The organism is Plantactinospora solaniradicis (assembly GCF_042658085.1).
Classification (GTDB): domain Bacteria; phylum Actinomycetota; class Actinomycetes; order Mycobacteriales; family Micromonosporaceae; genus Plantactinospora; species Plantactinospora solaniradicis.
The window spans coordinates 373,149-395,830 of record NZ_JBHSPR010000020.1 but is presented as its reverse complement, the minus strand read 5'-3'; the positions used below and the strand labels follow the sequence as shown (position 1 = coordinate 395,830).

At 68.3% G+C, this 22,682-nt stretch carries 19 protein-coding genes and 3 tRNA genes; all 22 read left to right on the top strand.

The genetic code is table 11. The features are described 5' to 3' along the window. Nucleotides 1–25: 25 nt before the first annotated feature. The 22 genes from ACFP2T_RS26200 (at nucleotide 26) to tuf (ending at nucleotide 22,376) form a co-directional block, all read left to right on the top strand. Nucleotides 26–98: transfer RNA gene (locus ACFP2T_RS26200), tRNA-Thr, on the top strand. Between the two features lie 26 nt (nucleotides 99–124). Further along, nucleotides 125–197, top strand: a tRNA-Met gene (locus ACFP2T_RS26195). 131 nt (nucleotides 198–328) lie between these two features. Further along, entirely contained in the window at nucleotides 329–496 is a 168-nt protein-coding gene (rpmG, locus tag ACFP2T_RS26190; RefSeq protein WP_046567246.1) for a 50S ribosomal protein L33, read from the top strand. A gap of 197 nt (nucleotides 497–693) precedes the next feature. Further along, nucleotides 694–1,140, top strand: a complete 447-nt coding sequence (locus ACFP2T_RS26185; RefSeq protein ID WP_377425854.1) for an FAS1-like dehydratase domain-containing protein — start codon at nucleotides 694–696, stop codon at nucleotides 1,138–1,140. Between the two features lies 1 nt (nucleotide 1,141). Then, nucleotides 1,142–1,534, top strand: a complete 393-nt coding sequence (locus ACFP2T_RS26180) for a MaoC family dehydratase (protein ID WP_377425852.1) — start codon at nucleotides 1,142–1,144, stop codon at nucleotides 1,532–1,534. Between the two features lie 200 nt (nucleotides 1,535–1,734). Then, nucleotides 1,735–1,807 (top strand) — tRNA-Trp (locus tag ACFP2T_RS26175). Nucleotides 1,808–2,081: 274 nt separating this feature from the next. Next, on the top strand, nucleotides 2,082–2,480 hold the full coding sequence (gene secE / locus ACFP2T_RS26170; protein WP_377425850.1) for a preprotein translocase subunit SecE: 399 nt from the start codon (nucleotides 2,082–2,084) through the stop codon (nucleotides 2,478–2,480). 38 nt (nucleotides 2,481–2,518) lie between these two features. Then, a complete protein-coding gene (nusG, locus tag ACFP2T_RS26165) occupies nucleotides 2,519–3,244 on the top strand; it encodes a transcription termination/antitermination protein NusG (protein WP_192765411.1) in 726 nt (241 codons plus the stop codon). Between the two features lie 236 nt (nucleotides 3,245–3,480). Beyond that, a complete protein-coding gene (rplK, locus tag ACFP2T_RS26160) occupies nucleotides 3,481–3,912 on the top strand; it encodes a 50S ribosomal protein L11 (protein WP_377425847.1) in 432 nt (143 codons plus the stop codon). Nucleotides 3,913–3,997: 85 nt separating this feature from the next. Then, nucleotides 3,998–4,711: a 50S ribosomal protein L1 gene (gene rplA, locus ACFP2T_RS26155; protein WP_377425844.1), complete on the top strand. Its 714-nt coding sequence runs from the start codon at nucleotides 3,998–4,000 to the stop codon at nucleotides 4,709–4,711. A gap of 105 nt (nucleotides 4,712–4,816) precedes the next feature. Next, nucleotides 4,817–5,707 carry an ATP-binding cassette domain-containing protein gene (locus ACFP2T_RS26150; RefSeq protein WP_377425842.1) on the top strand — a complete coding sequence of 297 codons (891 nt, stop codon included), beginning with the start codon at nucleotides 4,817–4,819 and terminating at the stop codon, nucleotides 5,705–5,707. Continuing rightward, complete coding sequence (locus ACFP2T_RS26145; protein WP_377425840.1) at nucleotides 5,704–6,393, top strand: hypothetical protein; 690 nt, start codon at nucleotides 5,704–5,706, stop codon at nucleotides 6,391–6,393. Before ACFP2T_RS26150 ends, ACFP2T_RS26145 begins: the two co-directional genes overlap by 4 nt. A 330-nt stretch (nucleotides 6,394–6,723) precedes the next feature. After that, nucleotides 6,724–7,263 (top strand): 50S ribosomal protein L10, encoded by a 540-nt coding sequence (gene rplJ, locus ACFP2T_RS26140; RefSeq protein WP_101368155.1) that lies wholly within the window; start codon nucleotides 6,724–6,726, stop codon nucleotides 7,261–7,263. A gap of 61 nt (nucleotides 7,264–7,324) precedes the next feature. Continuing rightward, nucleotides 7,325–7,708 carry a 50S ribosomal protein L7/L12 gene (rplL, locus tag ACFP2T_RS26135; protein WP_377425836.1) on the top strand — a complete coding sequence of 128 codons (384 nt, stop codon included), beginning with the start codon at nucleotides 7,325–7,327 and terminating at the stop codon, nucleotides 7,706–7,708. Between the two features lie 657 nt (nucleotides 7,709–8,365). Beyond that, nucleotides 8,366–11,797 (top strand): DNA-directed RNA polymerase subunit beta, encoded by a 3,432-nt coding sequence (gene rpoB / locus ACFP2T_RS26130; RefSeq protein ID WP_377425834.1) that lies wholly within the window; start codon nucleotides 8,366–8,368, stop codon nucleotides 11,795–11,797. Nucleotides 11,798–11,929: 132 nt separating this feature from the next. Next, nucleotides 11,930–15,823 (top strand): DNA-directed RNA polymerase subunit beta', encoded by a 3,894-nt coding sequence (locus ACFP2T_RS26125; protein WP_377425831.1) that lies wholly within the window; start codon nucleotides 11,930–11,932, stop codon nucleotides 15,821–15,823. A 105-nt stretch (nucleotides 15,824–15,928) separates the two neighbouring features. After that, nucleotides 15,929–16,282, top strand: coding sequence for a hypothetical protein (locus ACFP2T_RS26120; protein ID WP_377426226.1), 354 nt, complete (start codon nucleotides 15,929–15,931; stop codon nucleotides 16,280–16,282). Between the two features lie 160 nt (nucleotides 16,283–16,442). Continuing rightward, the gene (locus tag ACFP2T_RS26115; protein ID WP_377425829.1) at nucleotides 16,443–17,435 is read left to right on the top strand and encodes a hypothetical protein; all 993 of its coding nucleotides are present in this window, start codon (nucleotides 16,443–16,445) and stop codon (nucleotides 17,433–17,435) included. Nucleotides 17,436–17,910: 475 nt separating this feature from the next. Further along, entirely contained in the window at nucleotides 17,911–18,285 is a 375-nt protein-coding gene (gene rpsL, locus ACFP2T_RS26110; protein ID WP_101368150.1) for a 30S ribosomal protein S12, read from the top strand. 1 nt (nucleotide 18,286) lies between these two features. Then, on the top strand, nucleotides 18,287–18,757 hold the full coding sequence (rpsG, locus tag ACFP2T_RS26105) for a 30S ribosomal protein S7 (protein ID WP_377425825.1): 471 nt from the start codon (nucleotides 18,287–18,289) through the stop codon (nucleotides 18,755–18,757). Between the two features lie 90 nt (nucleotides 18,758–18,847). Then, a complete protein-coding gene (gene fusA / locus ACFP2T_RS26100) occupies nucleotides 18,848–20,944 on the top strand; it encodes an elongation factor G (protein WP_377425823.1) in 2,097 nt (698 codons plus the stop codon). Between the two features lie 238 nt (nucleotides 20,945–21,182). After that, nucleotides 21,183–22,376 (top strand): elongation factor Tu, encoded by a 1,194-nt coding sequence (tuf, locus tag ACFP2T_RS26095; RefSeq protein WP_377425821.1) that lies wholly within the window; start codon nucleotides 21,183–21,185, stop codon nucleotides 22,374–22,376. Nucleotides 22,377–22,682 lie beyond the last annotated feature (306 nt).

Here is a 22,682-nt window from a genome sequence, read left to right as displayed (position 1 = left end):
GCGCCAGCGGGAAAGATCGCGCGGTGCCCCCTTAGCTCAGTCGGCAGAGCGTCTCCATGGTAAGGAGAAGGTCTACGGTTCGATTCCGTAAGGGGGCTCAGAGGGTTCAGCTGGACCCGCTCACAGCGGTGTAGCTCAGTTGGTAGAGCAAACGGCTCATAATCGTTGTGTCGCCGGTTCAAGTCCGGCCACCGCTACTCTCGGTCGCCGGTTAGCCCCGGGGGCTGGACCGGGGGGCGCCACTGGTGCCCGCTTTGCAGATCCGCGTGGCAGGCGTCTACGCTGGTACATCGTTAGTCGAAACCGTTGATGAGGAAGGCGCCCCACCGTGGCCAAGGCGACTGATGTCCGTCCGAAGATCACTTTGGCGTGTGTGGAGTGCAAAGAGCGCAACTACATCACGCGCAAGAACCGCCGTAACGACCCGGACCGCATCGAGCTGAAGAAGTTCTGCCCCCGGGACGGCAAGCACACTCTCCACCGCGAGACCCGCTGACGCGGGCCGACGCGAGTCGGCTCACCCAGAACCAGGATCGCCGTTCCGATCCCGGCGAGCGCGCCCCAGGCCCGCTCCGCCGGTGGTCGGGGCGGCGATTTGTTGTGTTCAACGCCGGTTATCCGGTTTCGGTGGCGTTCGTCCCGGTCGCTCCGTGATATCCGGGCGGCTCGCCGGCGCCGTGTAGGTTCGGCGACATGTCCCTGGACCCGTCCTTCGTCGGCCGTACCTACCCGCCGACGGCGCCCTACCAGGTGGGGCGCGAGAAGATCCGAGAGTTCGCCACGGCGATCGGGGCCGAGGAGCCGGCGTACCACGATCCGGACGCCGCCCGGGCCCTCGGCCACCCCGACGTGCTGGCGCCGCCGACCTTCCCGATGACGATCACCATGGCGGCCAGCCGCCAGATCGTCGAGGACCCGGAACTCGGCATCGACTACAGCCGGGTGGTCCACGGCGACCAGCGGTTCCGTTACACCCGGCCGGTGGTGGCCGGCGACGAGCTGGTCTGCGTCAACACGGTCGAGGACATCGTCTCGCGTGGCGGACACGGCTTCCTGACCACCCGTACCGAGGTCAGCACGACGGCCGGGGAACCGGTGGTCACCGTCTGGTCCAAGCTCGTCGTACGCGGAGAGGGCTGACATGGATCTGTCTCCCCGGACCTACCGGATCACCCGCGCGGACCTGGTCCGCTACGCGGGAGCCTCGGGTGACTTCAACCCGATCCACTGGAGCGACCGGATCGCGACCAAGGTGGGCCTGCCCGGGGTGATCGCGCACGGCATGTTCACCATGGCGCTCGTCGGACGCGCGGTGACCGAGTGGGCCGGCTCCCCGGACGCGGTGGTCGAGTACGGCGTCCGGTTCACCCGGCCGGTCGTGGTGCCGGACGACGACGAGGGCACCGAGATCGAGGTGACCGCCGTCGCCCGGGACGCGGGTGAGCCCGGACTGACCCGGCTCGACCTGACCGCCACCTGCCTGGGCGAGAAGGTGCTGGCCCAGGCCCGAGCCGTGATCCGTACGCCGGCCTGACGGTCGTGGCGGTGGGGCCGGGGGTCCGGCGTGGGTCCGTGGCCGTCCGGGACCTGGCCGGCAGGTCGGAGCGGTGTCTCACCGGCACGCTTCGGCGCACCGGTTGGGAAACTCGTGCCTCTACCCGTACACTGGTCCGCCGTGGGGCAAGTGGCCTCTACTCAGGCGTGCGTGCCCGAGTGGGGTCCGGCTGCCCGCACAGGGGTGTAGCTCAATTGGCAGAGCAGCGGTCTCCAAAACCGCAGGCTGCAGGTTCAAGTCCTGTCACCCCTGCGCCTACGGCCTGACCGGTCCCGGGATCGGCGTCGTCATCATTTGGCGACCGGCTCGTGTTGGTGGTAACGGCGGGGTCGACCCGAGGTGGCAATGTCCGCCAGGGTCCGCTCCATCGGGTCCGCCGGTCGCGGGCCGTTCCGGGGGACGGTCGTCCGGGGGTTCGGTCGCGGGCGGTCGGTGCCCGTGGCGGAGACCCCGGTTCCGGCCGGCGTGACCAGCGCAGCGCGCGTTCACCGACGCGCGTACCAACCACCCGGCGACGGAGGGCGAAGTGGCCGAGAAGAATCGGCGCGACGAGGACGACAACGACCGTCTCGAGGACGAGGCGATCGATGACGTCGTCGACGATGACGCCGACGACGACGAGGATGAGGACGAGCCGGTCTCGCGTGGTGGTACTGCCACCCGGGCCCGTACCAAGGCCGACTCGGCGGACAGTCGCCCCAAGACCAAGACGGAAACGGGCCGGGTCGGAATATTCGGCCGGCTTGCCCGGTTCTTCCGCGAGGTCGTGGCAGAGCTGCGTAAGGTCATCTGGCCGACCCGTAAGGAGCTGCTGACCTACACCGCCGTGGTGGTCGTGTTCGTCGCCGTCGTGCTGACGATCGTGGCCGGGTTGGACTACGCCTTCGCCAGAGGCGTGCTGTGGGTCTTCGGCGGCTCCAGCTGACCACCTGCCCCACCTGATAGTGACGGAAGTGAGCGAGCGTGCCTGAGTACGACGAGAGCGCCGAGGCCCCGGACGAGCAGTCCGCGGTGGCGACGGCGGGCAGTGCCGAGTCGGTCGAGGCCGCAAACGAGTCGGAGTTCCCCACGGCGGAGCCGGAGCCGGACGAGGACTTCGATCCGGTCGCCGAGCTGCGGCAGAAGCTGCGCTACGCGCCGGGTGACTGGTACGTGGTCCACTCGTACGCCGGTTACGAGAACAAGGTCAAGACGAACCTGGAGACCCGGATCACGAGCCTCGACATGGAGGAGTTCATCTACCAGGTCGAGGTGCCGACCCGGGAAGAGGTCGAGGTCAAGAACGGCAAGCGCCTCCAGGTCCAGAACAAGGTCTTCCCGGGCTACATCCTGGTCCGGATGGAGCTGACTCCGGAGTCGTACTCCTGTGTCCGCAACACCCCCGGGGTGACCGGCTTCGTCGGCGCGACCGACCGGGCGGACCGGCCGGCGCCGCTCTCGCTCGACGAGGTGCTGAAGTGGCTCGCCCCGGCGGTGGAGACCGAGGCTGCCAAGAAGGCCAAGCCGGAGATCAAGGTGTTGGACTTCGAGGTCGGCGACTCGGTCACGGTCACGGACGGCGCCTTCGCGTCGCTGCCCGCCACGATCAGCGAGATCAACGCCGATCAGCAGAAGCTCAAGGTCCTGGTGTCGATCTTCGGTCGGGAGACCCCGGTCGAACTCAACTTCAACCAGGTCGCCAAGATCTGATTCTGGCTGCCGATCCCGGCGGTCGGCGCCCGGCAGATGCCGTACGGCGTACCGACCGCCCGGGTGGCGCTCCCGCACCGCAGCGACCGCCCGGGTGGCCTCGGCCGACCTCGGCGCGTCGCCCGAGGCGGTCCTGCGCTACTCTTGAACGTCGCCCCACGCGAGGCGCGCTTGACCGTGCGCGCCGACGGGTGACCTCAGGTGCACGTTCCCCAGTTTCAAGCCCAGGAAGAGACATGCCTCCGAAGAAGAAGCTCGTCAAGACGTTCACGCTTCAGCTGCCGGCGGGCCAGGCCACTCCGGCACCGCCGGTTGGCCCGGCGTTGGGCCAGCACGGCGTCAACATCATGGAGTTCTGCAAGTCGTACAACTCGCAGACCGAGTCGCAGCGCGGTGACATCGTGCCGGCCGAGATCAGCGTGTACGAGGACCGGACCTTCACCTTCGTGCTGAAGACCCCGCCCGCCGCCCGGCTGCTGATCAAGGCCGCCGGCGTGCAGAAGGGCTCCGGCGTCCCGCAGAGCCAGAAGGTCGGCTCGGTCACCCGCGCACAGCTGCGCGAGATCGCCGAGAAGAAGATGTCCGACCTCAACGCCAACGACGTGGAACAGGCCGAGAAGATCATCGCCGGCACCGCCCGGTCGATGGGCATCACGGTCAAGGAATAGCTCCACCCCCACCTCCAGCACGATCAGTTCGTGGGAGGGCACGCGGCACCCGCGTACCCGCCAGACACCACAGGAGTGTTCAGACATGCAGCGCAGCAAGAGCTACCGCAAGGCAGCCGAAGCCATCGACCGGGACAAGCTCTACACCCCGGTCGAGGCCGTACGGCTGGCCAAGGGGAGCAGCAACGTCAAGTTCGACGCCACGGTCGAGGTCGCGATGCGCCTCGGCGTCGACCCCCGTAAGGCCGACCAGATGGTCCGGGGCACGGTCAACCTGCCGCACGGTACCGGCAAGACCGCCCGCGTGATCGTCTTCGCGGCCGGCGCCAAGGCCGACGAGGCGACCGCCGCCGGGGCGGACGTGGTCGGTACCGACGAGCTGGTGGCCCGGATCCAGGAGGGTTGGCTGGAGTTCGACGCGGCGATCGCCACGCCGGACCAGATGGCCAAGATCGGCCGGATCGCGCGGATCCTGGGCCCGCGCGGTCTCATGCCGAACCCGAAGACCGGCACGGTGACCATGGACGTCACCAAGGCGGTGTCGGAGATCAAGGGTGGAAAGATCACCTTCCGGGTGGACAAGCACTCGAACCTGCACCTGATCATCGGCAAGGCGTCGTTCACCGAGGCGCAGCTGGTCGACAACTACGCCGCGGTGCTCGACGAGGTCCTCCGGACCAAGCCGTCCGCGTCCAAGGGCAAGTACCTGCGCAAGGTCACCCTGGCCACCACCATGGGTCCGGGCGTTCCGGTCGACCCGAACGTGGTGAAGAACCTGCGGGAGGGGACCGAGGCCTGAGCCTCGCCCGACCCGTAGCTCGTTCAGCCCGACACGGGGCGCCCAGCGGAGATCGCGGGCGCCCCGTGTCGGCATTTCCGGTGCCGCTGTGGCAGTCTCCTTTCCGTGCGTCTGGATCAGGTCTGGCTGCGGTACGGCACGCGTGCGCCGTGGGTGCTGCGCGCCGTCGAGGTCGAGATCGGCCCCGGCCAGAGCGCGGTGGTGCTCGGCCGGAACGGCGCCGGCAAGTCGACGCTGCTCCAGGTGGCCGCCGGGGTGCTCACCCCGAGCCGGGGTGTGGTCCGGGACCGCCCACGGACGATCGGTTGGGTGCCGGAGCGGTTTCCCGCCGACCAGCCGTTCACCGTCGCGCAGTACCTCACCGCGATGGCCAGGATCCGCGCGCTCTCCGGTCCGACGCTGACCCGGACCGTGGACGGCTGGATCGAGCGCCTCGGCATCGCCCCGTACCGGGACGTCCGGCTGCCCGCCCTGTCCAAGGGGACGGCCCAGAAGGTGGGTCTCGCCCAGGCGCTGCTCCGGTCGCCTGATCTGCTCGTCCTCGACGAGCCCTGGGAAGGGCTGGACGCGGCGACCCGTGAGCTGGTCCCGGAGTTGATCAGGGAGGTCCGCGAGGCCGGCGGCGCCGTGCTGGTCAGTGACCACCGGGGCGAGACGATCCGGCTCCCCGACGCGCAGCAGTGGAGCGTCGCCGACGGCACCGTCGCGGTCGTCGTTCCGGCGACCGGCAACGGCGCGAGTTCCGGGGCCGGGTCCGAGACGATGTCCGTCGTGGAGATCGCGGTCCCGGCCGCCCGTGCGGCCGCGACCGTCGCCGACCTGCGCGCCGCCGGCCACCAGGTGCTGCGGGTACGGCCACCCGACCCGGCCGCCCCACCCGCCCGGCCGGATCGGTTCCCCGCTCCGGCCGAGTCCACTCCGCCGGCCGGTCCGGCCCAGCCGGGTCAGCGGGCCGCATCGGTCGGGGCGGACGGCACCGGGAAGGTGGTGCCGTGATCCCGCTGATCGGGATGCGGTTGGCCGGGTTCGTCCGGTCCGCCCGGGCGCTGCCTCCGTTGATCGCCGGACTCGTGGCACTCACCGTGCTGCACGGGGGCACGGGGGCACAGGCAGCCGAGGCGTACGGGGTCTCCGCCGTCGTACTGTTCCCGATCCTGGCCTGGCAGAGCCGGCTGCTGCTGGACACCGAGCCGGACGTCCAGCGCCGGCTCGCGGGAGTCGTCGCCGGTCGGCGGACGGAACTCGCGGCCGGCGTACTCGCCGCCGTGGCGGCCGGGTTGGCCTTCGCGCCGATCGCGTTGCTCGTGCCGTGGCTGGTCGGCGGGGTCACCGGCCCGGAGCGGCCCGGCGATCTGCCGATCATGCTGGGGCTGGCGGTCGGGCTGTGGGCGTACCTGCTGATCCTGCCGGCGGCGATCGCCTTGGGCGCGCTGGCCAGCCGGGCGGCGACGGCGAGTCCGCTCTACGGGTTGGCCGTCCTGGTCTGCGGGGTGGTCGGCGCGTTCGTGTTCGGGCTGAAGACCTCGGTGGTGCCCTGGCTCGCACCGCCGGTGCTGGCGACCGCCCGGGCGAGTACGGCAGGCCCGACCGCGGGCACGCTGACCCTGCTGACGGCGCACGCGCTGGCCTGGAGTGCCGTGGCGCTGGCGGGCTACGCCTGGTTGCGCCGTCGGCGGGCGTGACCGGGACCACCTCGGGTGATTTGGCCGTCACCCGTGACGTACCGTAGGCTGTGATTCTGTCCGTGTTTCTGCGGGCGGAAATCGTAATCACCCAGAGACCGCTGGTCACCGTGCTTCGGCATGGTCGAAGGTCCCGTTGAACGGGGCGGCCCGCGCAGGGCGAGACGGATAGCGTGCCAGGTCATGATCATGTGATCTTCCCGCCCCGTGCGCCGTGCGCCGGGGCGTTTCTCGTTGTGGCGGAGCCTCCGACGCTCCCGTTGCCCGATCGAGCCCGAGGGCCGATCGGTGTCGATGGTGACCAGCCTGGAGCAACGAGAGAGGAGGGACATGGCGGACAAGCCGGTTCGGGCCGACAAGGCCACCGCCGTCGCCGAGCTCACCGAGTACTTCCGCAACTCGGGCGCCACCGTGCTGACCGAATACCGTGGTCTGACGGTTTCCCAGCTGACCCAGTTGCGTCGCTCGCTCGGTCGGGACACGACCTACGAGGTCGCGAAGAACACGCTGGCGAAGCGTGCCGCGACGGATGCTGGCATTGCCGGCCTCGACGAGCTGTTCACCGGTCCTACCGCGCTGACCTTCGTCTCCGGGGACGTGGTCGAGGCGGCGAAGGGTCTGCGGGAGTTCGCGAAGGCCAACCCGAAGCTCGTCATCAAGGGTGGCGTCTTCGAGGGCCGGGCGATCACCGCGGACGAGGTCAACAAGCTCGCCGACCTTGAGTCCCGTGAGGTGCTGCTGGCCAAGATGGCCGGCGCGATGAAGGGCAGCCTGAGCAAGGCCGCTGCCCTGTTCCAGGCGCCGCTGGCGCAGACCGCCCGGTTGGCGGCTGCCCTGCAGGACAAGCGTGAGAAGGAGGGGCAGGCCTGAGGCCAGCCCCGCCGATACCCCGATATTCGTGTAACAGATTGAGGAAAGGACGCCAGACATCATGGCGAAGCTCAGCACCGACGAGCTGCTCGACGCGTTCAAGGAGATGACGCTGATCGAGCTGTCGGAGTTCGTGAAGCAGTTCGAGACGACCTTCGAGGTCACCGCCGCGGCACCGGTCGCGGTCGCCGCCGCCGGTGGCGGTGCGGCACCGGCCGAGGCCGAGCCGGAGCAGGACGAGTTCGACGTGATCCTCGACGCCGACGGTGGCAAGAAGATCCAGGTCATCAAGGTCGTCCGCGAGCTGACCGGCCTGGGCCTCAAGGAGGCCAAGGACCTGGTCGAGGCCGCGCCGAAGGCCGTCCTGGAGAAGGCCAACAAGGAGACCGCCGACAAGGCCAAGGCGAAGCTCGAGGCCGAGGGCGCCAAGGTCACCCTCAAGTAGTTCGCACCACGGCATCCGTCCGGCCCGACCGTTCCGTCCCCGCTCCGCCGAGTGGGACCCGACGGGGTACGGGCCGCGGCGGGTGTCCGCGTCGGGTCGAGTGAGCTGACGCACAGCAATTCGCCACGGGCGGTGATCCGGCGCCGGATCGCCGCCCGTTCCCGTCCGCTGACAGGCTGCGACCGTCGATGATCAGGGCTTTGGTGCCTCCGAGCGTGGGCGTACGGCCGCCCGGGCGGCCAGCGTCGGATGGCGACCCGGGTAAAGACGTCGCCCGACCCGGGCATCAGGCCTTGACGCGGCACGAAGCGGCAGGCACGCTGACATCAGCAAGACCTTCCGCGCTTGCGACGGCCGACACCTGGGTAAGAGCCGACGGCAGCACCACGAGCCGCTGGTATCAGACAGGCCTAGCGGGATGCGTGCGGGAACGTGTAAGCGCGCTCAGCGCGCGCCGACCGAGTGTCGGCGACACGTTCTGCAACGCCCTGCCGTGGTGGGCTGGACAGCGGTTAGCCGCTCGGCTACACTGCTAGTTTGCGCTGCCTTCCGACTTGACCCCTGCTCGGAATGTCCGATTATGGATATTTGGAGTGGGGCCATTGGAGTGCACGCGTAACAGCCGTTCTGCAGCACCGGTCCTCGGAAGGACGCATCTTGGCAGCTTCCCGCCCTGCGAAGACCAGTCGTACGTCGAGCGCTTTCGCGCCCCGCCGAATTTCCTTCGGCAGGATTACCGAACACCTCGAGGTCCCCAACCTCCTTGCCATCCAGAACGAGTCGTTTGACTGGCTGGTCGGCAACGAGGCTTGGCAGGGCCGGTCGGCCGACGACCCGCACGCTCGATCGGGTCTCGCTGAGATCCTCGACGAGATCAGTCCCATTGAGGACTTTTCTGGCACTATGTCGCTATCTTTCTCCGCGCCGCGCTTCGACGAGGTCAAGGCCTCGATCGAGGAGTGCAAGGAGAAGGACCTGACCTACTGCGCCCCGCTGTTCGTGACCGCGGAGTTCACCAACAACACCACTGGCGAGATCAAGAGCCAGACGGTGTTCATGGGCGACTTCCCGATGATGACGCCGAAGGGCACCTTCATCATCAACGGCACCGAGCGCGTGGTGGTCAGCCAGCTCGTCCGGTCCCCGGGCGTCTACTTCGACAAGCAGCCGGACAAGACCTCCGACCGCGACCTCTCCAGCGTCAAGGTCATCCCGAGTCGGGGTGCCTGGCTGGAGTTCGACATCGACAAGCGAGACACCGTAGGTGTCCGCATCGACCGCAAGCGCCGGCAGGCCGTCACCGTCCTGCTCAAGGCCATCGGTTGGACCAACGAGCAGATCCGCGAGCGGTTCGGCTGGTCCGAGCTGATGATGACCACCCTGGAGAAGGACCACATCGCCGGGGTGGACGAGGCGCTGCTCGACATCTACCGCAAGCTCCGGCCGGGCGAGCCCCCGACGCGGGAGAACGCCCAGACCCTGCTCGACAACCTCTTCTTCAACCCGAAGCGGTATGACGTAGCCAAGGTCGGCCGATACAAGTTCAACAAGAAGCTCGAAGTCGGCGTACCCATGAACAAGGGCACGCTGACCGAGGACGACATCGTCGCAACCGTGGAATACCTCTGCCGGCTGCACGCCGGTGAGGAGGGCTACGAGGCCGACGACATCGACCACTTCGGCAACCGCCGGCTCCGTACCGTGGGCGAACTGATCCAGAACCAGGTTCGGGTCGGCCTGTCCCGGATGGAGCGGGTCGTCCGGGAGCGGATGACCACCCAGGACGTCGAGGCGATCACGCCGCAGACCCTGATCAACATCCGCCCGGTGGTGGCGGCGATCAAGGAGTTCTTCGGTACGTCGCAGCTGTCCCAGTTCATGGACCAGACCAACCCGCTGGCGGGCCTGACCCACCGGCGCCGGCTGAGCGCGCTCGGCCCGGGTGGTCTGTCCCGGGAGCGGGCCGGCTTCGAGGTCCGGGACGTGCACCCGTCCCACTACGGCCGGATGTGCCCGATCGAGACGCCGGAAGGCCCGAACATCGGCCTGATCGGCGCGCTGTCCACCTTCGGCCGGGTGAACCCGTTCGGGTTCATCGAGACGCCGTACCGGAAGGTCGTCGAGGGCCGGGTCACCGACCAGATCGACTACCTGACCGCGGACGAGGAGGACCGGTTCGTCAAGGCGCAGGCCAACACCGCGGTGCGGGCCGACGGCGCCTTCGCCGAGGACCGGGTCCTGGTCCGGCGGAAGGGCGGCGAGATCGACTACGTCGCACCGGGCGCCGTCGACTACATGGACGTGTCGCCGCGCCAGATGGTGTCGGTGGCTACGGCCATGATCCCGTTCCTGGAGCACGACGACGCCAACCGGGCACTGATGGGCGCCAACATGCAGCGCCAGGCGGTGCCGCTGGTCAAGGCCGAGTCGCCGCTGGTGGGTACGGGCATGGAGTACCGGGCCGCGGTCGACGCCGGTGACGTTGTCGTCGCCGAGGTCGGCGGTGTGGTCGAGGACCTCTGCGCCGACTACGTGACGGTGCACCAGGACGACGGCCACCGGCGTACCTACCTCCTGCACAAGTTCCGCCGCTCGAACGCCGGCTCCTGCGTCAACCAGAAGCCGGTCGTCTTCGAGGGCGACCGGGTGGAGGCCGGGCAGGTCATCGCCGACGGTCCCTGCACCGACGAGGGCGAGATGGCGCTCGGGCGTAACCTGCTCGTCGCGTTCATGCCCTGGGAGGGCCACAACTACGAGGACGCGATCATCCTGTCGCAGCGCCTCGTGCAGCAGGACGCCCTCACCTCGATCCACATCGAGGAGCACGAGGTCGACGCCCGCGACACCAAGCTGGGCCCGGAAGAGATCACCCGCGACATCCCGAACGTCAGCGAGGAAATGCTCGCCGACCTCGACGAGCGCGGCATCATCCGGATCGGCGCGGAGGTCGTGACCGGCGACATCCTGGTCGGCAAGGTCACGCCCAAGGGCGAGACCGAGCTGACCCCGGAGGAGCGGCTGCTCCGGGCGATCTTCGGTGAGAAGGCGCGTGAGGTCCGGGACACCTCGTTGAAGGTTCCGCACGGCGAGACCGGCACGGTCATCGGCGTACGGACCTTCTCCCGGGAGGACGGCGACGAGCTGCCTCCGGGCGTGAACGAGCTGGTCCGGGTCTACGTCGCCCAGAAGCGGAAGATCCAGGACGGCGACAAGCTCGCCGGCCGGCACGGCAACAAGGGCGTCATCTCCAAGATCCTGCCTGTCGAGGACATGCCGTTCCTGGAGGACGGCACGCCGGTCGACATCGTGCTCAACCCGCTCGGCGTGCCGAGCCGGATGAACATCGGCCAGGTACTGGAGACCCACCTCGGGTGGGTGGCCAAGACCGGTTGGAAGGTCGATGGCGAGGACGCCGACTGGAAGAACGCGCTGCGCGCGATCGACGCCCACGAGTCCGAGCCGGACACCAACGTGGCGACGCCGGTCTTCGACGGCGCCAAGGAGGAGGAGATCTCCGGTCTGCTCTCGTCGACCCTGCCCAACCGGGACGGCAAGCAGCTGATCGGCGCGAGCGGAAAGGCGCAGCTCTTCGACGGACGCTCCGGCGAGCCGCTGCCCGATCCGATCGCGGTCGGCTACATCTACATCCTCAAGCTGAACCACCTGGTCGACGACAAGATCCACGCTCGGTCGACCGGCCCGTACTCGATGATCACGCAGCAGCCGCTGGGTGGTAAGGCGCAGTTCGGTGGACAGCGGTTCGGCGAGATGGAGTGCTGGGCGATGCAGGCGTACGGCGCCGCGTACGCCCTGCAGGAGTTGCTGACGATCAAGTCCGACGACGTCCTCGGCCGGGTCAAGGTGTACGAGGCCATCGTCAAGGGCGAGAACATTCCCGAACCGGGCATCCCGGAATCCTTCAAGGTGCTGCTCAAGGAGCTGCAGTCGCTGTGCCTCAATGTTGAGGTGCTCTCCAGCGACGGTGTGGCCCTGGAGATGCGCGAGACCGACGACGAGGTCTTCCGCGCTGCGGAGGAACTCGGCATCGACCTGTCCCGGCGCGAGCCGAGCTCGGTCGAAGAGGTGTAGGTGGGTGGTGGGTTTGGGGCGGCACAACCCGCTCTGGGCGGTCAGGCTTGATCCCGACGCGGGTTGCGCCGCCCCAAACCCCAGCCCCGGTGAGCTAGCGGTAAAAACGACACGACACGAGGGACATATAACGTGCTCGACGTCAACTTCTTCGACGAGTTGCGGATTGGTCTGGCCACCGCTGACGACATTCGTCAGTGGTCGCATGGCGAGGTCAAGAAGCCTGAAACGATCAACTACCGCACCCTGAAGCCGGAAAAGGACGGACTCTTCTGCGAGAAGATCTTCGGTCCGCAGCGGGACTGGGAGTGCTACTGCGGTAAGTACAAGCGGGTCCGGTTCAAGGGCATCATCTGCGAGCGCTGCGGCGTCGAGGTGACCCGCTCCAAGGTGCGTCGTGAGCGGATGGGCCACATCGAACTGGCCGCGTCGGTCACGCACATCTGGTACTTCAAGGGTGTGCCGAGCCGGCTGGGCTACCTGCTCGACCTGGCGCCCAAGGACCTCGAAAAGATCATCTACTTCGCGTCGTACGTGGTCACCAGCGTGGACGCGGAGGCGCGGCACCGTGACCTCTCGACGGTGGAGAACGAGATTCTCGCCGAGAAGCGGCAGGCCGAGAACAGCCGCGACTCCGAGATCGAGAAGCGGGCCGCCAAGCTCGAGGCCGACCTGGCCGAGCTGGAGGCCGAGGGTGCCAAGGCCGACGTGCGGCGCAAGGTCAAAGAGGGCGGCGAGCGCGAGATGCGCCAGATCCGCGACCGGGCGCAGCGCGAGATCGATCGTCTCGACGAGGTGCTGGACACGTTCCGCAAGCTGGAGCCGAAGCAGCTGGTCACCGACGAGCTGCTCTACCGCGAGCTGCGGGACCGGTTCGGCGAGTACTTCACCGGCGGGATGGGTGCCGAGGCGATCAAGGCGCTGGTCCAGAACATGGACCTGGACGCCGAGGCCGACAACCTCCGCGAGATCATCCGGTCCGGCAAGGGCCAGCGGAAGATCCGGGCGCTCAAGCGGCTCAAGGTCGTCGCGGCGTTCCTGAACACCCGGAACTCGCCGCTCGGCATGGTGCTGGACTGCGTACCGGTGATCCCGCCGGACCTGCGCCCGATGGTGCAGCTCGACGGTGGCCGGTTCGCGACCTCGGACCTGAACGACCTGTACCGGCGTGTGATCAACCGGAACAACCGACTCAAGCGGCTGATCGACCTCGGGGCACCCGAGATCATCGTCAACAACGAGAAGCGGATGCTCCAGGAGGCCGTGGACGCCCTGTTCGACAACGGGCGGCGCGGACGGCCGGTCACCGGGCCGGGTAACCGGCCGCTGAAGTCCCTGTCGGACATGCTCAAGGGCAAGCAGGGGCGGTTCCGGCAGAACCTGCTGGGCAAGCGGGTCGACTACTCCGGTCGTTCCGTCATCGTGGTCGGTCCGCAGCTCAAGCTGCACCAGTGCGGCCTGCCCAAGCAGATGGCGCTGGAGCTGTTCAAGCCGTTCGTGATGAAGCGGCTGGTCGACCTGAACCACGCGCAGAACATCAAGTCCGCGAAGCGGATGGTGGAGCGGCAGCGGCCGGTCGTCTGGGACGTGCTGGAAGAGGTCATCGGCGAGCACCCGGTTCTGCTGAACCGGGCGCCGACCCTGCACCGGCTGGGCATCCAGGCGTTCGAGCCGCAGCTGGTCGAGGGTAAGGCGATCCAGATCCACCCGCTCGTCTGCACCGCGTTCAACGCGGACTTCGACGGTGACCAGATGGCGGTGCACGTGCCGCTGTCCGCCGAGGCGCAGGCCGAGGCGCGGATCCTGATGCTCTCGTCGAACAACATCCTCAAGCCGGCGGACGGCAAGCCGGTCACCATGCCCACCCAGGACATGGTCATCGGCCTCTACCACCTGACCCACCTGACTCCGGGTGAGGTGGGCGAGGGCCGGGCGTTCAGCTCGGACGCCGAGGCGCGGATGGCGTTCGACAACGGCGAGCTGCACCTGCAGACGCCGGTGCGGATCCGGCTGCGTGGCGTGACCGAGGTGGACAACGGCGCCGGTGCGCAGCGGTGGACCGAGCCCGAGGGCTGGACCCCGGGTGAGCCGTTGACCGTGGAGACCACCCTGGGTCGGGTGCTGTTCAACGAGACGCTGCCGAAGGGCTACCGTTTCGTGAACTACGAGATCCGCAAGGGGCAGCTCTCCGCGATCGTCAACGACCTCGCCGAGCGGTTCCCGAAGGTGGCGCTGGCCGCGACCCTCGACGGGCTCAAGGAGGCCGGTTTCCACTGGGCCACCTGGTCCGGCGTGACGATCGGCATGGAGGACGTCATCGCGCCGCCGCGCAAGCGGGAGATCCTGGAGCGGTACGAGAAGGAAGCCGAGCGGATCGACAAGCAGTACCAGCGTGGTCTGATGACCGCCGAGGAACGTCGCGGCGAGCTCATCGAGATCTGGACCAAGGCGACCAACGAGGTCGCCAAGGAGATGGAGACCGCGCTGCCGCAGGAGAACCCGCTGTGGAAGATGATCAACTCGGGTGCTCGCGGTAACCTGCTCCAGCTCCGGCAGATCGCGGCGATCCGTGGTCTGGTGGCCAACCCGAAGGGCGAGATCATCCCGCGGCCGATCAAGGCCAGCTACCGGGAGGGTCTCTCCGTACTGGAGTACTTCATCTCCACCCACGGTGCCCGGAAGGGTCTGGCGGACACCGCGCTGCGGACCGCCGACTCGGGTTACCTGACCCGTCGTCTGGTGGACGTCTCGCAGGACGTGATCATCCGCGAGGAGGACTGCGGGACCGACCGCGCCATCTCGATGCAGATCGCGGTTCAGCTCGACGGCAAGCTGGTGGCACACGAGCACGTGGAGACCGGGGTGCACGCCCGTACCCTGGCCGACGACATCAAGGGGCCGGACGGCAACCTGGTGGCGGAGCGGGGTGTCGACCTCAACTCGATCTCGGTTGACAAGATCGTGGCTGCCGGGGTCGACACGGTCCGGGTCCGCAGCGTGCTCACCTGCGAGTCGAAGCTGGGCGTCTGCGGTGCGTGCTACGGCCGCTCGCTGCCGACCGGCAAGACCGTGGACGTCGGCGAGGCGGTCGGCATCATCGCCGCCCAGTCGATCGGTGAGCCGGGTACCCAGCTGACGATGCGTACCTTCCACACCGGTGGCGTCGCGGGTGAGGACATCACCCAGGGTCTGCCCCGGGTCCAGGAAATCTTCGAGGCCCGGGTCCCCAAGGGCAAGGCGCCGATCGCCGACACCCCTGGTCGGATCCGGATCGAGGACGGCGAGCGGTCGCGGAAGATCATCATCGTGCCGGACGACGGCACCGACGAGATCGTCCACGACAAGATCTCGAAGCGGGTCCGGCTCCGGCCGGGCGTGCACGACGGCGCGCACGTCGCGGTCGGCGAGAAGCTCACCGAGGGCACGATCGACCCGCACGAACTGCTGCGGATCCTCGGCCCGCGGGCGGTCCAGGTCCACCTGACCCAGGAGGTCCAGGAGGTCTACCGGTCGCAGGGTGTGCTCATCCACGACAAGCACATCGAGATCATCATCCGCCAGATGCTCAAGCGGGTGACGGTGATCGACTCCGGCGCGACCGAGTTCCTGCCGGGCGTGCTGGTCGACCGGGCGCTCTTCGAGTCGGAGAACCGCCGACTCGTCTCCGAGGGTGGCGAGCCCGCGGCGGGGCGGCCGGTGCTGATGGGCATCACCAAGGCGTCGCTGGCCACCGACTCGTGGCTGTCGGCGGCCTCCTTCCAGGAGACCACCCGGGTGCTCACCGACGCGGCGATCCACGCCCGGAGCGACTCGCTGATCGGTCTCAAGGAGAACGTCATCATCGGAAAGCTCATCCCGGCCGGTACGGGCATCAGCAAGTACCGCAACATCCGGGTGGAGCCGACCGAGGAGGCGAAGGCCAAGGTCTACTCGATGACCGGCTACCCGGAGACCGACTACGGATTCGGGCCGGCCAGCGGGCAGGCAGTGCCGCTGGACGACTTCGATTTCGGGTCGTACCGCTAGGCAGGGTGAAGGCAGGGAGGCGCCCCGCTCGTCGTTCGACGGCGAGCGGGGCGCCTCGCGTTCGGAATCGGGTTGTCGGGTTTGTAGGCTGTCATCGTGAAGACGATGCCGGTCGCCGGCGCCGTCCCGACGATGCGCCATCCGCTCGACCCGGATCCGGTGCGCTCCACCAAGTCGCGGACGGTGTTCGCGCTCGGCCTTGCCGCCGTGCTGACCGGCCTGTTCGTCGGGGGCATCGTTCCCGCGACGGTCGCGCTGATGCTGGCCCGGCAGGCCCGCCGCGAGGCGTACGCCTCGGGTGGTTATCTCACCGGGGCCGCCTGGCTGCGTCGGGGTGAGCAGTTGGCCTGGGTCGCGATCGCGCTGGCCGCCACCGCGGTGGTGGTGGCGACCGTCATCGGCGTGATCAATCTGGCCGACAGTTCCGTCGGCCGGGATTTCGCGCCCGGAGTCGACTAGGCGGCGCACCCACGCGTCACCACGGGGCACATGGGGATTGGGCGTGCGGCGGTAGCCTGGCGCTTGACAGGGGCACCGGTGCCGGTACGGCTGCGGTGGTCGTCCGATCGGCTCCGGCGCGCGGTAGGCGACGGCTCGGTGGTCATCAGGGGGGATGTTCGTGACGGAGGAGGCGCAGCCACCGGCGGTGGACCGCCCGGCGGAACACACGCCGGAGACGCCGCCCGGATACCAGCCCCGCTACCTCGAACCCTCGTACACCCTGCCGGCGGATTCCGCGTTTGCGGCGGAGTCCGTGTCCGCGCCGGGGTCCGCGTCCGCGCCGGATTCCGTGTCCGTGACCCCGACGGAGCGGGTGGGCCAGCCGAGCGCGTGGGCCCGTCCGGTGTCGGACGGGTCAGCAGGCGCGGCGGTACCGGGATCCGGCGGTGGTCCGACGCCAGGGTCGACGGCGGTTCCGGCGTATGGCCCGGAACCGGTTTCCGCGCAGGCTCAGGCACCGGTCTCCGGTGCGACCCCGACGGCGTTCGCCGGTACGCCGTACCCGGTGACCGGCACTCCGGTCCGGGCCGCCGTCCCTGGCTCGTACCCGTCGCCGTCCGGTATGGGACCGGTGCCGACGTACCCGGGAGCGGCCGGACGGCAGGCCGGCGGAGTTCAACCGTCGCAGGTGCCGGCGCCGCCCCGGGAGTCCCTACGGGCACCCCGGCGCGTCGACGCCGTGCCGGGTACACCGTTCGGCCTGGTGTACCTCGACGTGGCGCCGGTCACCTCGGGGCCGGCGGTCGCGGCCCTGGTCACCGGGATCGCCTCGGTGCTCGTCGCGTTCGGGGCGGGCTGCATGGGGCTGCTCGGTCTCAGTGGCGGTTGGGGTGGCTGGGCGGCGGGCGCCTTCGCGGTGCTCGCCGGGCTGCTCGGCATCGTCGGGGTGCTCCTGGGGGAACTGGGCCGGCGGCAGACCACGGCGGCGGGCTCGGCGGCCCGGCCCGGCGCGAAGCGGCGACCGGTGGCGTGGCCACCGGTTGCCGAGGGCGCCCCACCGGTCCGGTACACCGGGCACGGTCTGGCGGTGGCGGGACTGATCTGCGGTGGCGTGGGTCTCGCGCTGACGGTCCTGGCGCTCGCGGTGTCGGTGTTGTTGCAGGTGGCCTGAGCGACCGGGGCGGTCCGGCCGGCCCGGATGACCGGCCCGCCGAGCCGTTCCGCGAACGAGCCGGTACACTGGAAGGCCGGTGGTGCTTGCCGGCAGTGACGCGAGGATCCGGGCCTGGAAGAGGGTTGTTGACAACCTTCCGAAGTTCTGTTTTGACGTGCCCACTTACGGTAGGTACTCTTTCCTCTCGTGCCCGGGCATGCCCGGGCAACTCGTGCGTGCGCCCGAGCCCATCTGCGGCGATCGGGTGACCACGACAAAGTCGAAAAGGTCGGCCACGTACACGCGTGCCGACCGGCTGGAATCCGGCGCCGGGAACGACGTCGGAAACCGTGAGCGGGCGACACGCCCGACCGCGGGTGCCGGGACCACCCCGAGGTGGCCCTGGTTGGAAGGTAAGAGAGTCACCCGAGAGGGCGGCTAGAGACTCACAGCGCGGCCGCAGACAGACGGCCGAAGGGAGCGGAGAAACCCGGTGCCCACGATCCAGCAGCTGGTCCGAAAGGGCCGTCAGGCGAAGACGAGTAAGACCAAGACGCCAGCGCTGAAGGGAAGCCCTCAGCGGCGCGGCGTCTGCACGCGCGTCTACACCACCACCCCCAAGAAGCCGAACTCCGCGCTGCGCAAGGTCGCTCGTGTGAAGCTCAGCAGCCAGATCGAGGTGACCGCCTACATCCCGGGCGTGGGTCACAACCTCCAGGAACACTCCCTCGTGCTGGTCCGTGGTGGCCGGGTGAAGGACCTTCCGGGCGTGCGTTACAAGATCGTCCGCGGCTCGCTGGACACCCAGGGTGTCCGCAACCGCAAGCAGGCACGCAGCCGCTACGGCGCGAAGAAGGAGAAGAGCTGACATGCCGCGTAAAGGCCCCGCTCCGCGCCGGCCGCTGGTCGCGGACCCGGTATACAACTCGCCGCTGGTGACCCAGCTGGTGAACAAGATCCTGCTCCGTGGCAAGCGTCAGCTCGCCGAGCGCATCGTGTACGGCGCGCTGGAGGGGTGCCGGGAGAAGTCCGGCACCGACCCCGTAGTCACCCTCAAGCGGGCGATGGACAACGTGAAGCCGACCCTCGAGGTCCGCAGCCGCCGTGTCGGTGGCGCGACCTACCAGGTGCCGGTCGAGGTGAAGCCGACCCGGGCGACCACGCTCGGGCTGCGTTGGCTGGTCACCTACTCCCGCGCCCGCCGCGAGAAGACCATGATCGAGCGGCTGATGAACGAGTTGCTCGACGCGAGCAACGGTCTTGGTGCCGCCGTCAAGCGGCGCGAGGACACCCACAAGATGGCCGAGTCCAACAAGGCCTTCGCGCACTACCGCTGGTAAGGACCTTCGGGTTCCGGTGCGGTCCGCCGCACCGGAACCCGGTAACGGTCGCGATTCACGCCGACGAGACGACGATAAGTAGGGATTGAAGTGGCCGCCGCAGACGCGCTCGCCAAGGTACGCAACATCGGCATCATGGCGCACATCGATGCCGGTAAGACCACGACCACTGAGCGGATCCTGTTCTACACCGGTATCACGTACAAGATCGGTGAGGTCCACGAGGGCGCTGCCGTCATGGACTGGATGGAGCAGGAGCAGGAGCGGGGAATCACCATCACCTCCGCCGCCACGAAGTGTGAGTGGAAGGGCCACACGATCCAGATCATCGACACGCCCGGCCACGTGGACTTCACGGTCGAGGTCGAGCGGTCGCTGCGGGTGCTCGACGGTGCCGTCGCCGTCTACGACGGTGTCGCCGGGGTCGAGCCGCAGACCGAGAACGTCTGGCGGCAGGCCGACAAGTACAACGTCCCCCGGATGTGCTTCGTCAACAAGCTCGACCGGACCGGCGCGGACTTCGACCGCTGCGTGCAGATGATGATCGAGCGGTTGAACGCCACGCCGCTGGTGCTGCAGGTGCCGATCGGGCTCGAGGGTGACCACATCGGTGTCGTCGACCTGATCGGGATGCGTGCGCTGACCTGGCGTGGCGAGACCCAGAAGGGCGAGGACTACGCGGTCGAGGAGATCCCGGCCGATCTCATCGACGCGGCCACCGCGGCGCGGGAGAAGCTGATCGAGACCCTCGCCGACGTTGACGACGCGGTGATGGAGAAGTACCTCGAGGAAGCGGAACTCTCGGTCGAGGAGATCAAGGCCGCGATCCGCCGGGCCACCATCGCCGGCAAGGCCAACCCGGTGCTCTGCGGTTCGGCCTTCAAGAACAAGGGCGTCCAGCCGATGCTCGACGCGGTGGTCGACTTCCTGCCGTCGCCGCTGGACGTTCCGGCGATCGAGGGCACCGCGACCGACGGCGAGACCCCGCTGCTGCGTAAGCCGGACAAGAGCGAGCCGTTCTCCGGGCTGGCCTTCAAGATCCAGACCGACAAGCACCTCGGCAAGCTGACCTACGTGCGGGTCTACTCCGGCACGGTCGAATCCGGTTCCCAGGTGATCAACTCCACCAAGGACCGCAAGGAGCGGATCGGCAAGATCTACCAGATGCACGCCAACAAGCGGGAAGAGCGCAGCTCGGCCCAGGCTGGCGACATCATCGCGGTGCAGGGGCTCAAGCAGACCACCACCGGCGACACCCTGTGCGACCCGGCTCACCCGGTCATCCTGGAGTCGATGACGTTCCCGGAGCCGGTCATCGAGGTCGCGATCGAGCCGAAGACAAAGGCCGACCAGGAGAAGCTCGGCACCGCCATCCAGCGGCTCGCCGAGGAGGACCCGACGTTCCGGGTCAAGCTCGACCAGGAGACCGGCCAGACGGTCATCTCCGGCATGGGCGAGCTGCACCTGGACATCCTGGTCGACCGGATGCGCCGCGAGTTCAACGTCGAGGCCAACATCGGCAAGCCGCAGGTGGCGTACCGCGAGACCATCCGCCGCAAGGTGGACAAGGTCGAGTACACCCACAAGAAGCAGACCGGTGGATCGGGCCAGTACGCCCGGGTCATCGTCAGCGTCGAGCCGCTGCCGCTGGACAACGAGTCGCCCACGTACGAATTCGCCAACGCGGTCACCGGTGGTCGGATCCCGCGGGAGTTCATCCCCTCGGTGGACGCCGGCGCCCAGGACGCCATGCAGTACGGCATCCTGGCCGGCTTCCCGCTGGTGGGTGTGAAGCTGACCCTGCTCGACGGCCAGTACCACGAGGTTGACTCGTCGGAAATGGCATTCAAGATCGCCGGCTCGATGGTGCTGAAGGACGCGGCCCGCAAGGCCGATCCGGCACTGCTCGAGCCGATGATGTCCGTCGAGGTCACGACGCCCGAGGAGAACATGGGCGACGTGATCGGCGACCTCAACTCCCGCCGTGGCATCATCCAGGCGATGGAAGAGCGCAGCGGCGCTCGCATCGTCCGGGCACTGGTGCCGCTTTCGGAGATGTTCGGCTATGTCGGCGACCTGCGGTCGAAGACCCAGGGCCGGGCTAGCTACAGCATGCAGTTCGACTCCTACGCCGAGGTTCCCGCGAGCGTGGCGAAGGAGATCATCGCGAAGGCGACGGGTGAGTGAGCGGAAACGCCGCACTCACCCGGTGCCGGGCCGGTGATACCGCGAGCGTGGCGGGCGGGTAATCTCGCCCGCGGCGCTCACGGGCCGGGCTGCGAGACCGGGCCTGAAGGTTTCACCGCCGCAAGACCCACATGACTTCCCGATCGGGAGTACCTCGGTCGGAAAGGCTGTCGACAGAGTCCTAAGCGCCAGGTGGCGCGCCGGGCGTACGAACCAAGAAGTCCACAGGAGGACACCAGTGGCGAAGGCGAAGTTCGAGCGGACTAAGCCGCACGTCAACATCGGCACCATTGGTCACATCGACCACGGTAAGACGACGCTGACGGCGGCCATCACTAAGGTCCTGCACGACAAGATGCCGGACCTGAACCCGTACACGCCGTTCGACGAGATCGACAAGGCGCCGGAGGAGAAGGCCCGCGGCATCACGATCTCGATCGCACACGTCGAGTACCAGACCGAGGCGCGGCACTACGCACACGTGGACTGCCCCGGTCACGCCGACTACATCAAGAACATGATCACCGGTGCCGCGCAGATGGACGGCGCGATCCTGGTGGTCGCGGCGACCGACGGCCCGATGCCGCAGACCCGCGAGCACGTGCTGCTGGCCCGTCAGGTCGGCGTGCCCTACATCGTGGTGGCGCTCAACAAGAGCGACATGGTCGATGACGAGGAGCTGCTCGAGCTGGTCGAGCTCGAGGTCCGCGAGCTGCTGTCGGCGCAGGAGTACCCCGGCGACGACCTGCCGGTCGTGCGGGTCTCGGCGCTCAAGGCGCTCGAGGGTGACCCGGAGTGGACCGACAAGCTCATGGACCTGATGAGCGCTGTCGACACCGCGATCCCGCAGCCGGAGCGCGAGACCGAGAAGCCGTTCCTGATGCCGGTCGAGGACGTGTTCACGATCACCGGTCGTGGCACGGTCGTCACCGGTCGGGTGGAGCGCGGTGTGCTCCTGCCGAACGAGGACGTCGAGCTGGTCGGTATCAAGGAAAAGGGCTTCAAGACCAAGGTCACCGCGATCGAGATGTTCCGCAAGACCCTGGACGACGCTCGCGCAGGCGAGAACGTCGGCCTGCTGCTGCGTGGTACCAAGCGCGACGAGGTCGAGCGCGGCATGGTCGTGGTGAAGCCGGGTACGAACACCCCGCACACCGAGTTCGAGGCGACCGTCTACATCCTCTCCAAGGAGGAGGGTGGCCGGCACACCCCGTTCTTCCAGAACTACCGTCCGCAGTTCTACTTCCGGACCACGGACGTCACCGGCGTCGTCACGCTGCCCGAGGGCACCGAGATGGTCATGCCGGGCGACAACACCTCGATGACCGTGAAGCTCATCCAGCCGATCGCGATGGAGGACAACCTCAAGTTCGCGATCCGCGAGGGTGGCCGTACGGTCGGCGCGGGTTTTGTTAGCAAGATCCTCAAGTAATCGAGTAATCAAGGTAACCCCGATTAGCGCTGCCGTGCGGTAGTACGGCATACTGGTCAGGTTGCGTACCGGCAGGGTGGCTGGCTGCCCGGCAGTCAGCCACCCTTGCTGGGCGTCTGGGGCGTGGTCCGCCACTCCCGGCGCCGCCGAACTTCCCGCAGGGGCGGGGCCGCTTCGGATTTCCGTGGTGGAGTCTGGCCCCGGGGTGCGACACGCCCGACCGCGGGGGTCGGACAACACGGGAAATCGGCAGCGTCCGGGCCAGGCAGGGAAGATTCCGCTCCAGAAGCGGGCTCCGTTGGGGCG